Annotated in this window: 11 protein-coding genes; 1 reads left to right on the top strand and 10 read right to left on the bottom strand. The window is 68.9% G+C overall.

Going from position 1 to position 13006, the window contains the following annotated elements:
* Positions 1–11 precede the first annotated feature (11 nt).
* A complete protein-coding gene (locus tag ACOQPQ_RS13250; RefSeq protein WP_420639892.1) occupies positions 12–1403 on the bottom strand; it encodes a phenylacetate--CoA ligase family protein in 1392 nt (463 codons plus the stop codon).
* A gap of 64 nt (positions 1404–1467) precedes the next feature.
* Between ACOQPQ_RS13250 and ACOQPQ_RS13245 the strand changes: the two genes are divergently transcribed.
* Positions 1468–2580, top strand: a complete 1113-nt coding sequence (locus ACOQPQ_RS13245) for an amidohydrolase family protein (protein ID WP_420639891.1) — start codon at positions 1468–1470, stop codon at positions 2578–2580.
* Between the two features lie 28 nt (positions 2581–2608).
* On the opposite strand, the gene ACOQPQ_RS13240 is transcribed toward ACOQPQ_RS13245, so the two are convergent.
* The 9 genes from ACOQPQ_RS13240 to ACOQPQ_RS13200 all read right to left on the bottom strand — a co-directional run bounded on the left by ACOQPQ_RS13240 (position 2609) and on the right by ACOQPQ_RS13200 (position 13001).
* Positions 2609–3106 (bottom strand): hypothetical protein, encoded by a 498-nt coding sequence (locus tag ACOQPQ_RS13240; protein WP_420639890.1) that lies wholly within the window; start codon positions 3104–3106, stop codon positions 2609–2611.
* A gap of 3 nt (positions 3107–3109) precedes the next feature.
* The gene (locus ACOQPQ_RS13235) at positions 3110–4324 is read right to left on the bottom strand and encodes an amidohydrolase family protein (protein WP_420639889.1); all 1215 of its coding nucleotides are present in this window, start codon (positions 4322–4324) and stop codon (positions 3110–3112) included.
* A 58-nt stretch (positions 4325–4382) separates the two neighbouring features.
* On the bottom strand, positions 4383–5060 hold the full coding sequence (locus ACOQPQ_RS13230) for a J domain-containing protein (RefSeq protein ID WP_420639888.1): 678 nt from the start codon (positions 5058–5060) through the stop codon (positions 4383–4385).
* A 19-nt stretch (positions 5061–5079) separates the two neighbouring features.
* The gene (locus ACOQPQ_RS13225; RefSeq protein WP_420639887.1) at positions 5080–5421 is read right to left on the bottom strand and encodes an FtsB family cell division protein; all 342 of its coding nucleotides are present in this window, start codon (positions 5419–5421) and stop codon (positions 5080–5082) included.
* Entirely contained in the window at positions 5418–6716 is a 1299-nt protein-coding gene (gene eno / locus ACOQPQ_RS13220) for a phosphopyruvate hydratase (RefSeq protein ID WP_420639886.1), read from the bottom strand. The genes ACOQPQ_RS13225 and eno overlap by 4 nt, the downstream gene beginning before the upstream one ends.
* Positions 6717–6837: 121 nt before the next feature.
* Entirely contained in the window at positions 6838–8196 is a 1359-nt protein-coding gene (locus ACOQPQ_RS13215) for a MazG nucleotide pyrophosphohydrolase domain-containing protein (protein ID WP_420639885.1), read from the bottom strand.
* A 13-nt stretch (positions 8197–8209) separates the two neighbouring features.
* Positions 8210–11656 carry a transcription-repair coupling factor gene (gene mfd / locus ACOQPQ_RS13210; protein ID WP_420639884.1) on the bottom strand — a complete coding sequence of 1149 codons (3447 nt, stop codon included), beginning with the start codon at positions 11654–11656 and terminating at the stop codon, positions 8210–8212.
* 35 nt (positions 11657–11691) lie between these two features.
* Positions 11692–12303 (bottom strand): aminoacyl-tRNA hydrolase, encoded by a 612-nt coding sequence (pth, locus tag ACOQPQ_RS13205; RefSeq protein ID WP_420639883.1) that lies wholly within the window; start codon positions 12301–12303, stop codon positions 11692–11694.
* A gap of 17 nt (positions 12304–12320) precedes the next feature.
* The gene (locus ACOQPQ_RS13200) at positions 12321–13001 is read right to left on the bottom strand and encodes a 50S ribosomal protein L25 (RefSeq protein ID WP_420639882.1); all 681 of its coding nucleotides are present in this window, start codon (positions 12999–13001) and stop codon (positions 12321–12323) included.
* Positions 13002–13006: the final 5 nt, after the last annotated feature.

The following is a 13006-nucleotide window of genomic DNA, read 5'->3' as shown; positions in this document are numbered from 1 at the left end:
CTCGGAAGGGCTCATGGCCGCTCGTCCTTGAAGCGCACCAGTTTGGCCGCGGTGCCCATACCGGTGAGTTCGTCCAGGGCGCCGGGGCGGACCACCTCCACCGTCATGCGCACCCCCATGGTCTCCTTGAGGTGGCCCTCCACCCGCCGGGCCACCTCGCCGAACTGCTCGGGCGGCGCACCACTGGCCACCATCACCACCATCTCATCCCGCTCGCCGTTGCGAACCGCCCGGCAGAAGTAGTCCTCGGTGGCGCCGGGCACCTGGCCCAGCACCTCGCCGACGGCCTCGGGCCAGATGTTGACGCCCCGCAGCTTCACCATGTTGTCCCCCCGTCCGGCGAAGGGCCCCATGCGCCGCAGCCACGAGCCGCACTCGCATTGCCCCGGCGGGTGCAGGAACGACAGGTCCATGATGTTGTAGCGAAACTGGGGGGAGCCGGTCTTGTAGATCTCGGTGATGACCAGCGCTCCCTGGGTGCCGTCGGGCACCGGCTCGCCGGTCTCCACGTCCACCACCTGCACCACGAAACAATCCTCGAAGATGTGGAGTTCACCGGGCCGCCTCGGACACTCGATGGCCACGTTCTGCACCTCGTGGAACCCGTAGTGGTTGGCCGGCGTCACCCCCCACACCTCCTCGACCCGCTCCGAGTCGCCGATGTGGCCGCCGGGCAGAGCCCGGATGTTGAAGTCGGCCTTGGGGTCGAGGCCCATCTCGACGGCGGTCTCGGCCATCTTGAGCATGTAGTCGCCGGTGGTCAAGATGGCGGCCGCCTGGTACTCGTGGGCCAGTTCCACCTGCTTGCGGGTGGAGGTCACGTTGCCGGTGCCGGTGGTGATGACCACGCAGTTGAGCCAGCGGTACAGGGCCTCGTCAAAGGCGTGGGCGCCGTTGTGGGTGGAGTAGGCCCAGGCGTTGATCACCACGTCTCCCGGACGCACCCCCTCGGCGTACAGGGCCCGGGCCATGGTGATGGCCCCTACCTCCCGGTCCCAGGCGGTGTACAGGGTGGGCCGGGATCGCCCCGTGGTGCCGCCCGACACGTACAGGCGCATGGGCTCGTTGCGGGCGTCGTCGGGGTGGACCCCCTGGTAGTCGCCCAACGGAGGGTGCTCGGCTATGGAGGCCCGGATGTCGTCCACGGTGTAGGCGGGCACCCGCCCCAGGTCGTGGAGGGTGCGCAGGTCGTCGGGATGAAAGCCGGCGGCCTCCCACCGGCGGCGGAAGAACGGCACCCGCCACGCCCGCTGTGCCCGATCCTGGAGTCGCACCAGTTGCTTGCGGGCAATGGTGTCGGGGTCCTCCCAAAAGGTGGTCTCGAAGTACTCGGGCGGCGGGGGGTACAGGCGCGCCATGGCCGCATAGTCGAGTTCGTGCGGGCGGCGCATCCCCGTGCTCATTGCCCAGCACGGTAGCCGCGCCGCCGGCGGGCGCACCGGCCTCGGCGGCAATAGCATCGACGGGGTGAAGATCATCTCGGCCGATTGCCACATCAACGAGCCGCCCCACGTGTTCGAGCGGGTGCCCGAGGAATACCGTGATCGGGCTCCCCGGATGATGCCCGCCCCCGACGGAGGCGACGGGTGGTCGTTCGACGGCGGACCGCCCAAGCGCAGCTTCGGGATCGAGGCCCTGGCCGGGGTGGCCAAGGAGGACTACAAGCTCTCGGGCATGAAGTTCGAGGAGATCCTGCCCGGCAACTACGACGGGGCCGCCCACTGCGCCGACATGGACATCGACGGGGTGTGGGGGTCGGTGGTGTACCCGGCCAACGCCATCTTCACCTACCTGGAGCCCGACCGGGGCCTGGCCGTGGCCTGCATGCGGTCGTACAACGACTGGGTGCTGGAGGAGTTCCAGGGAGCCGCCCCCGACCGGTTGCGGGGCCTACCCCTGCTCCCGGTGGACGACGGCATGGACACAACCCTGGCCGAGGTCGACCGGGTGGTGGCGAAAGGGGCCCGCGGCTTGTTCATCCCGGGCATGCCCGCCCGGCCCTACAACGATCCCTACTATGAGCCGTTGTGGAAGGCGTGCTCGGAAATGGACGTGCCGGTGACGTTTCACCGCACCTTCGGCGGGCGGCCCCCCGATGCCGATTGGGACGAGCTGGTGGAACAGAATGTCTCCGTGCCCGGCATCGTGAACCGGTTCTTCAGCGCGGTGCGCCCACTCACCTACATGATCTTCGCCGGTATCTTCGACCGGCACCCCAAGCTGAAGCTGGTGGCAGGCGAGGTCAACTACGGCTGGGTGCCGTTTTGGTACCAGACCATGGACGACGAGTACCGCACCCAGGCCGCCTGGTCCGATTCCCTGGTGGAGCGCCCTCCCAGCAGCTACCTGGGCACCAACGTGTTCGTCACCGGCCTTGACGATGTGAACGGCCACATGCAGATGGCCGCGGGCAACCAGACCCTGGTGAACATGAGCATGTGGTCGTCCGACTACCCCCACTCGGTGACCCTGTGGCCCAACAGCCAGGACATCATCGCCCAACTCACCCGGGACATGACCCCCGCCAACACCCAACGCGTCCTCCACGACAACGCCGCCCACGTCTACAAGTTCAACTGACCCCGGAGGGCAGGGTAGTGGGGGTGGGCTATTGGTGGCGGCGGTCTTCGAGGTTGTCGGGGAGTTCGATGGGGGGGTCGGGAAGTTTGGTGATGTTGCGGGCGGCGAGCAGGGCGTCAAAGCCGTCGGGGTCGGCGGCCCATGAGGCGGGGTCGCCCAGCATCACCTCGAACAGCTCGACGCCTTCGGGGCCCGCGGTGAGCGGGCCGAGGGCGGCGCCGTGGGGCAGCTCGATGTGCGTGCCCGCCGGGCAGTGGACATCCCCGCACATGAGGTCGCCACTGAGCACGAACATCACCTGGGGGGAGTGGTGGCCGTGCCGGTGGACCACCATGCCCGGATCCCAGCGGGCCCACATCGACAGGTACTGGCTGTCGCCCGACCCGAAGGTAAACCACTTCTCCCACACCGACTTCTGACCGTCGGGATGCATCTGGGTGCGCACCTGCTGGACCTTCAGGTCCTCATCGTCGAGGTGACGAAACTGGGGCTCGGCCCCCGGCTTCTCATGGGGTGAGTGGGCCATGGCTCAGCCTGTCCCGGCGGGCACCTTGGGCACGTACGACGACGGGTCGTACTGGTAGGTGGTGGCCTCGATGAACTCGTCGGGCAGATAACCCTCGGGGAACCGGTACAGGTCGAGGGAGTTGTCCCAGAGAATCTTACGCTTGGAGTCGTCCGACACCTTGGGCAGATCCAGGAACGACTGCACGGCCAGCGGATACTTGGAGTCGGGGTGGGGGTAGTCGCTCTCCCACACGATCTTGTCGTCGCCCAGCTCCTCGATCACGTGGTACACCAGGTACTCGTCGGGCTCCACCGAGATGAAGCAGTTGTCCTGGAAGTACTGCTGGGGTGACTTGGTGAGCCCGGGCTTCTCGTAGTCGCCGGACAACTCGATGTGCTCCTCCATGCGCCAGAGCCACCAGGGCAGCCAGGCGCAATTGGCCTCCATGTAGGCCACCCGCAACCGGGGGAACCGCTCGAACACCCCGTTGGCCATCATCGACAGCATGGCCATCTGCGCCTCATGGGGATGGCACACGGTGTGCCACTCGGTGAAGGTCTCGAACCGGTCGGCGCCGGCCGACGAGCCGTTGTGGCCCATGAAGTCGTGGGTGGCGAAGGCACAGTCCAGATCCTGGAGCAGTTCGTACATGGGGTCGTAGTAGCGGTCGCCCAGCATCCGTCGGTTGAACATGTTGGGCCGGGCGAAGAAGCAGCGGATGCCCAGATGGTCGTAGGCGTACTGGATCTCCTCCACCGCCCGGCGCACGTCGTTGAGCACCACCGGCCCCGAGGCGATCACCCGGCCGCCGGAGGTCTCCCGCATCTCCTGGCCCCACCGGTTGTAGGCCCGACACATGGCCGCCTGCAGCTCAGGGTCGATGCCCTCGGACCACAGGTCGTAGCCGGGGCCGTAGATCACCATGAAGTCCATGCCGTCCAGAGGCATGGCCTCGGCCACGGCGTCGCCGGGGAAGCCGTGGTCCACCACCGCCTGGCCGTACTTGGATCGCATGTTGTCGTAAGTCCAGTTCACCGCCTCCATGAAGTCGCCGTAGATGGTGACCCGACTCTGGGTGTAGCGACCGTCCACGGTGGCCGGTCGGAACGCCTCCCGACCGGGGACCTCCTTCCAACCAACCCGGTGCTGAAACTTCTTGTCCAGGAACCGCTCCCACAGGTTCCTGGGCTCCACCACGTGCCCGTCGGCGTCGAAGACCTTGTACCCGTGCCGCATACCCGACATCCCTCCACTTGCGTTCGTCGCTGGACCGAATCCCCAGCATAGTGGGGGATCAACCGGAGACCGGTCGGTAGCAGACGCCGCGCTGGACGGCCCGGACCCAGTGGAATTGGGTGCCGGGAGCACACAGGGGTGCGCCCAGCGACACCCAGTCCACCAACTGGCCGTCATGGGGATGGTCGCACCCCACCCAGATCAAAGTGGTGGTGCCGAACAAGAAGCAGTCACCGGGCTCGGGGAGCGATCGCGACACCGGGGCCGACGCCGGGGCCGAGCCCGCGGGGCCCGGGTTCTCGGTGGCCGACGTGGCCCAGAAGATGAGCACGATGGCCATGGCCACCAGGGCGACGGCGGCCAGGCTGATCCATCGCCAGCGAAACCCCACCATCTCCAGGGGCGGGGCGGCGGGGTCCGACGAGTGCTCGCCGGCCGGGGTGCGGCCCGGTGGACGAGGGCCACTGCCCGCCGGAAAGGGGCCGGTGGGGCGGACAGGGCTGGTGCGAACGGGAGCCCGGCGGGCCCTGGACTGGTCGTAGGCCGACCGGGACCGGGGGTTGCCCAGGATCTGCCAGGCCTCGTTTATCGCTCGCATCTTCTCGGCGTCGCCCGAGGGCCGGTCGGGGTGCCACAAACGGGCTTGGCGGAGGTAGGCCCGGCGAATGGCCTCAGGAGCGGCACCAGGGGCGATGCCCAGCGTGTGGTAGTGCGAGCGATCCGGCGACGGTGACACTGGCCCCGACGCTACCGGCCTAGCCGCTCAGGGAACTCACCAGCGCGTTGAGCGGCCACAGGTCCGGGATCTCGACCGCCTCGGGCGCCGCGGGCAACACGGCGTACGCCTCCTCGCCGGGGTACACCAGGTTGTACTCCGATCGGGCCAAACGCTCGATCTCGGCCGGCTGGGACAGTTCGTGGATTCGAGAGCGGAGGGCGTCGTTCTCGTCGAGGAGGGCGTCGAGTTCGGCCCGGGATTCGGCAATGGCCGCCCGCTGGTCCAGGAACGTCCGCGTGGGGAAGACCGCGTAGAAGAGGGTGATCAACACCACGCCCACGATCACCAGCAACACCACCGACCGGCGCAGGGCGATCACGAACCCGCCCCTCCTCGGAGTGCTGCGGCCAGGGCGGCCCCGCCTCGGTAGGCGGCGGCCTCGCCCAAATGGTCCTCGATGCGCAGGAGCTGGTTGTACTTGGCCACCCGGTCGCTGCGGGCCGGAGCGCCGGTCTTGATCTGGCCGCAGTTGGTGGCCACCGCCAAATCGGCAATGGTGGCGTCCTCGGTCTCCCCCGAGCGGTGGGACATCACCGAGGTGTAGCCGGAGGCCGTGGCCAACTCGACCGCTTCCAGGGTTTGGGTGAGGGTGCCCACCTGGTTGACCTTCACCAACAGGGAATTGGCCACTCCGGCTGCGATGCCCCGGCTCAGGCGCTCGGTGTTGGTCACGAACAGGTCGTCGCCCACCAACTGAACCCGGTCGCCCACCGCGGCAGTCAGGATGGCCCAGCCCTCCCAGTCGTCCTCGGCCATGCCGTCCTCGACGGACACGATGGGATAGGCCTCGCACAGCTCGACCAGGTAGGCGGCCATGGCCTCGGAACGCAACGTCCGGTTCTCCCCGGCCAGCCGGTACTCGCCCTCGTGGTGGAACTCGGTGGACGCCACGTCCAGGGCCAAGGCCACGTCGTCGCCCGGGCGCAGTCCGGCGGCCTCGATGGCGTCCACCAGCACGGCGACGGCCGCTTCATTGGTATCCAGGTCGGGGGCGAAGCCGCCCTCGTCACCCACGCCGGTGGACAACCCCCGCTCCTGCAGCAAGCGGTGCAGGAAGTGGTAGATCTCCGCCCCCCAACGCAGCGCCTCTCGGAACGAGGCCGCCCCCACCGGGACCACCATGAACTCCTGCAGGTCGATGTTGTTGGCCGCGTGGGCCCCGCCGTTGAGCACGTTCATCATGGGCACGGGCAGCACATGGGCGTTGGCCCCGCCCACGTAGCGATAAAGGGGCAGACCGAGATCGGCCGCCGCCGCCCGGGCGGCGGCCAGCGAAACACCCAAGACGGCGTTGGCCCCCAACCGGCCGAGGCCGTCGGTACCGTCCAGATCGATCATGATGTGGTCGATCAGCCGTTGTTCGGTGGCGTCCACGCCGATCACCGCCGCCGCGATCTCCCCGTTGACCGAGGCCACCGCGTCGGACACGCCCCGCCCCAGATAGCGGGTGCCGCCGTCGCGGCGTTCCTTGGCCTCGTAGCGACCGGTGGACGCCCCGGAGGGAACCATGGCCCGCCCGTGCGCACCGGAGGCAACCGTCAGCTCAACCTCAACGGTAGGGTTACCCCTGGAATCGAGAATCTCTCGACCGGAGACTCGAGTTATTTCGCTCACCCTGGGAACTCTTTCTCACCCTCAACCTGTTGTTGATGTTGCTGGAGTTGCCAAAATAGACGATGGAAGAGTCCTTGACCAGAGGGTGGCGCAAATTACGTTCAGGGTATTTGAGTTGAGTTCAACCCTGTTCCCGGGCACGAATCTGGTCACCGATGGCGTTGACCAGCACCCGGAGTTCTGATTCCGCGTCCAGCCCGTCGGCCTGGGCGGTCACCACGGCATCGTAGAGACGACCGGCCACCGTGGTGGTGTCCACGTCGGGCACCACCCCCACCGAGCGGGCCTTGTGCATCACCTTGTCGGCCAGCAACAGCGCAGGCAGGCCCGTCGGGATGCCGTCCATCACCGATGTCCGCCCCTTTTGTTCCCGCTTGATGGCCTCCCAATTGACCAACACCGAGTCCGCATCTGCGGGTGCCCCATCAGGTGCTCCCTCGTCAGCAGAGCCCGAAACGAAGGACGAAGTCCCGTCCGCCGAGGGGCCGAACACGTGGGGGTGGCGGGCCTTGAGCTTGTCGTGGATGCCCTGGGCCACATCGGCCAAGGTGAACTGCCCGGCTTCGGCGGCCAGCACCGAGTGGAACACGATTTGGTACAGCAAATCGCCCAGTTCCTCTTCCAATTGCTCGTAGCCCACCGCCGTGTCGGGATCCACCCCGTCGAGGGCTTCCAGCACCTCGTAGGTCTCCTCCAGCAGGTGGCCCCGTAACGACTGGTGGGTTTGCTCCTGGTCCCACGGACAGCGGCGACGTAGCTCGAGGGCCAGGTCGGCGAAGCGGGCCACCTCCCGGGCGATGGGAGCACCCAACTCGGGAACGAACAGCGTGGTGAGATGATCGGGGGTCACCGCCTGGTCGAGATCGGCCCAGGCCACCTCGAACACCTTCTCGTCGGGCAGGCCCAGACGCTGCAGCACCGTCACTGGCGGGTTGGTGGCACCGGCCGGGGCGCGATCCAGGGCCGCCAGTGCGGCCAGCTTGATGTCGCTCAGCACGGGGGTGGTGTCGCACTGGGCCACCAGCAACGGACCTCGCTCCCCGGCGGCCTCCACACCGAAGCGGCGACCATCCACCAGGCGCACTCCGGCGGCCACGGGGTCCACCCCCAACCGGGTCCAGGCCAGATCGGCGAAGGACATCCCGGCCAGCACCTCGAGAGCCAAGCCGGACACGGCACGCAGCAACTCCACGGTGCGCTCGGCCACCAGGGGCGAGCCGGGGACGGCGTAGAGCACGTCGCCGGGGCCGGTGGCCACCTCGGCGACCAGCCGGTCGACGATGGCCGGGTAGACCTCCTCCAGCGAGTCCGCCCGCTGGTAGATCGAGTCGAACGACTCCGCTGGAGCCACCGCAGCAGCCACCGGATGGCGGCGGGTGCGCACAAAGCGCCTGCTGGTGCGGTCGATGGCCTCCCGCACCGCCGCGGTGATCAGCTCGGGTCCACCCGGACCCAGCCCGGCGACGATCAGCGTGCCCATGGCCACCAGTCCATCACGCCGACTTCCTGGTCGCCGCCGCGGCCGATTCATCGTCGGGCACCAGGTCGCACAAGGCGGCCACCACCGTTTCCGCCGCGGCCCCGGCGGAGGCCAGCGGCAGGGTGAGCAGTCCCGGACCCTCCTGGTAGGTGGCCTGGGGGTAGAGCCGTTCGAGGCGCACCCGGCGGCTGGGCCGCAGCCGCACCGGGTGGATCCGGGCCACCCATTTGGGCCCGCCGAAGCCGGGACCCTTGGCCACCGACACCTCTCGCACCCCGGTCCGCAGGCACTCGCACCGCAGCCCGGCCACCTCCAGCAGCGTCCGGGCCACCTCGGGAATCGGCCCGTAGCGATCCACCCATTCCGTGGCCACATCGTCCACCTGTTCCTGGGTTTGGCAGGCCGCCACCCGGCGGTAGGCCTCCAGCCGCAACTCCTCTTTGGCCATGTAGTCCTCGGGAATGCTCGCGGCCTGGGGCAGGTCGATGGTGACCTCCACCGGTTCGGGCGCCTGTTCCCCCTTCAGCTCGGCCACTGCCTCGGTGACCAACTGGCAGTAGAGGTCGTAGCCCACCGCGGCGATGTGGCCCGACTGGCCGGTGCCCAACATGTTGCCCGCACCCCGGATCTCCAGGTCGCGCATGGCGATCTTGAATCCCGAGCCCAGCTCAGTGGCCTCGCCGATCGTCTTGAGCCGCTCGTAGGCCTCCTCGGTGATCACCCGCCCTTCCGGGGTGAACAGGTAGGCGTAGGCCCGGGAACCGGCCCGTCCCACCCGGCCCCGGAGCTGGTGGAGCTGGCCCAGGCCCAACAGGTCGGCCCGGTCCACCACCAGGGTGTTGACGGTGGGCATGTCGATGCCCGACTCGATGATGGTGGTACACACCAGCACGTCGTAGGCCCGTTCCCAGAAGTCGATCACCACCTGTTCCAGGGTGCCTTCGTCCATCTGCCCGTGGGCCACGGCGATGCGGGCCTCGGGAACCAGCTCGGCCAGGTCGACGGCCACGTGGTCGATGTCGGCCACCCGGTTGTGGACGAAGAACACCTGACCGTCGCGCAACAGTTCCCGGCGAATGGCCTCGGCCACCGGGCGCTCGTCGTAGGCCCCCACGTAGGTCAATATGGGTTGGCGATCGGCGGGGGGCGTGTGCAACAGGGTGAGGTCGCGGATGCCGGTCAGGCTCATCTCCAGGGTCCGGGGAATGGGGGTGGCGGTGAGGGTCATCACGTCCACGTCCGCCTTGATCGACTTGATGGCCTCCTTGTGGCTCACCCCGAATCGTTGTTCCTCATCCACCACCAACAGGCCCAGATCCCGAAACGTCACGTCGTCGGAGAGCAGGCGGTGGGTGCCGATCACCACGTCCACCGACCCGTCGGCCACCCCGGCCACCACGGCTCGGGCCTGGCTCGGGGACAGGAACCGGCTCAAGGCCTCCACCCGGATGGGATAGCCGGCGAAGCGCTCGCTGAAAGTCTGGTAGTGCTGCTGGGCCAGCAGGGTGGTGGGCACCAGCACCGCGGCCTGGGTGCCGTCCTGCACGGCCTTGAACACCGCCCGAATGGCCACCTCGGTCTTGCCGAATCCCACGTCGCCGCATATCAACCGGTCCATGGGCACGGCCTGCTCCATGTCGGCCTTGACCTCCACGATGGCCTTGTGCTGATCGGGGGTGAGCTGGTAGCCGAAGGCCGATTCCATCTCCGCCTGCCACGGGGTATCGGGGGTGAACGACCGGCCGGGCGTGGTGATCCGGCGCTGATACAGCACCACCAGCTCCTTGGCGATCTCGCTGACCGCCGAGCGCACCCCGCTCTTGGTCCGCTGCCAGTCGGCGCCTCCCATCTTGCTCAGGGTGGGGGATTCACCCCCGGAGTACCGGCGCACGGCGTCCACCTGGTCGGTGGGCACGTACAGCTTGTCGCCCCCCCGGTACTCCACCAGCAGGTAGTCGCGGCTAACCCCGCCGATGGCCCGGTTCACCATGCCCCGGTAGCGGCCCACCCCGTGGTGGCGGTGGACCACGTAGTCGTCCGCGGCCAGGTCGTCCAGCTCCCGGGCCGACGAACGGCGGGACCGGCTTCGACGATGGGAACGTCGGCGGCCGGTGAGTTCGGCTTCGCCCAGGACGGCCAGCCGAGCGTCGGGCAGCACGAATCCCCGCTGGAGCGGGGCCACCACCACGCACCCGCCCCCGCCACTACCCTCTTCGGGGCGGCCTTCGGTGCGAACCGGGAGGTCCACCCCGTGCTCGCGCAAGAGGGCCGCGGTCCGCCCGGCCGACCCCGGACCATCAGCGGCCACCCGCACCTGGTAGCCCTCGGCCAGTAGCCGGGACACCTGGGACACCGGGGCCGACGGATCGCCGATGGCCGAGGCCCACCCCCCCACCGCCACCGTCGGGGTGCCCGGACCGGCGGGCACTGAGGTCATGGTCCACACCGGCGACCGGCATTCGGCCAGCAGCCGGTCGTAGGCCACGTGCAGACGGGGGAACCGCTCACCGGCGGCTCCCCAGGTTTGGGCCAGCGCCCGGGCCAGATCGGCCTCTTCGGCGGCGATGTCGTGGGCCCGGGCCACCAGGCGACTGGGCTCCAGGAGAACCACCAGGGCGTCGGGACCGAGGCGATCGGTGAGGATGTGCTCGGCGTCCACCAACCAGGGCAGCCAGGATTCCATGCCGTCGAAGAACTGGCCCTCGGCCAGCCGCTCCCACTGATCCCGACCCCAAGGACTGGTGGCCACCAACTTCTGGGCGGCGGCGATGACCCCGGGCCCCGGTCGCACTTCCCGGGCGGGGAACACCATGACCTGTTCGACGGGTTCGGTGGCCCGCTGATCGGCCACGGAGAACTCGGTCAGCCGGTCCACCTCATCGCCCCACAGGTCGATGCGCACCGGGCTGTCGGCGGTTGAGGGAAACACGTCCACGATGGAGCCCCGCACGGCGAACACCCCCCGGTGCTCCACCTGGATGTCCCGCCGGTAACCCCGGTCGGCCAACGCGGCGGTCAGTTGGCTCAGGTCCAGCCGATCCCCGGCGGCCACCGTCACCGGGTCGGCGCCGTCCCCGTCGACCACCAGGCGCTGGAGCAGGGCCCGGACGGGGCCCACCACCACCGGCGGGCACCGGTTGGGATCGCCGAGCCGCCACAGGACCTGGCTGCGCCGACCCATGGTCTCCACACCGGGACTGACCCGCTCGAACGGCAGGGTCTCCCACGCCGGGAACAAACAGGCACCCCCGTCTACCATGACCGACAGGTCCCCGGCCAGGCGCTCGGCGTCGGCCGAGGTGGGGGTGGCCACCACCACGGGGCGACGGCCGTTCAGCTCGGCGATGGCGGCCAGCGCGGCGGCCTGGCCGGCTTCGGCCACCGCCAGCGAGGCGTCGCGGCGCCCCAGCACGTCGATCACCGCCGGTTCGGTGGCCAACAGCCGTCCCAGGCCGGACAATCCCGGTGTAACCCCAGCCACTCGTGACGCCCCTGTCAGTTGAACCGGTTCATGACCGCGTCCACCGGATGATCCAGCAGGGCCAGGGCGGCGTCGGCGGCCCGCTCCACCGCATCGTCGAGGGCCTGCCGGTCGACTCGACCGGGCCGCTTCAGCACATAGTTGACGCCCGCTTGGGCGTGGGGTGGCTTGCCCACGCCGATTCGGACTCGGGTGAAGTCGGCGGTGTGCAGGTGGGACCTGATCGAGGACAGGCCGTTGTGGCCGGCCAGCCCTCCGCCGTGTTTCACCTTGATGCGTCCGGGGGGCAGGTCCAGCTCGTCGTGTACCACCACCAGGCGGTCCAGCCGCTCGGCCATGCTCCAGCGGCGCACCAATGACCGGACGGCCTCACCCGATTTGTTCATGTAGGTCTGGGGAAAGGCCAACACCACGCGACGGCCGTTCACCTTGACCTCGGCCACCAGCGAGGCCTCCCGGCTCTTGCGCAACGGCTCCCGGTAGCGGTCGGCCAGCAACTCCACCACCTCGGCTCCCACGTTGTGCCGTGATCCGACGAATTCGGTGCCGGGATTGCCGAGCCCGACCACCACCAAATCAGCAGGGGTGTCGCGGTGCTTGGTGCGGGATCGCCAGCGGGGCGGCACGGCGACCTCGGCCGGACTCAGCCTGCAGCGTCGGAAGCGGCGTCGTCGGCCTGCTCGGTGGCGTCGTCGGCGCCGTCGGCCTCGCCGTCGACGTCCAGCTCACCTTCGAGCTCTTCGTCGACCTCGGGCTCTTCGACCTCGATGACCGCCATCGACGTGCTGGCCACCAACTCCTCGGGATCGCCGGCCAGTTGCGCCCCGGTGGGCAGTTGGATGTCACCGGTCCGCAGGGTGTCGCCCATCACCATGTCGCTGATGTCGATGGTCAGTTCGTTGGGGATGGCTTGGGGCTTGGCCAGCACCCGCACGGTGAAGGCGGCTTGGTCGACCACCCCGCCCTCGTTGGTCACGCCGGGGGCATCACCCACCAGCACCATGCGCACGTCGACCTCGACCTCCACGTCGGCGTCGACCCGAATGAAGTCCACGTGGATGATCTCGTTCCGCACCGGGTGGTGCTGCAGTTCCTTGACCAGGCCGAGCTGGCGGTCGTCGCCCACCTCCAGGGTGAGCAGGGCGTTGAGACCGGCCTCGGTGTTCAGGGCCGAGCGAAGCTCACGGGCGTTCACGGCCACGGCCACCGACTCTCCGCCGAGGCCGTACACCACGCCGGGAACGGCACCCTCCCGGCGCAGGCGGCGGGACGGGCGGGTACCCCGTTGGCGCGTAGTGTCGGTCTTGAGGATCAGTTCGGCCATAGCGC

Origin of the sequence: Candidatus Poriferisocius sp. (assembly GCF_965219775.1) — a bacterium.
Classification (GTDB): Bacteria; Actinomycetota; Acidimicrobiia; order Acidimicrobiales; family Bin134; genus Poriferisocius.
The sequence above is the reverse complement of the archived record's forward strand: the minus strand, read 5'-3'. Positions and strand labels throughout refer to the sequence as shown.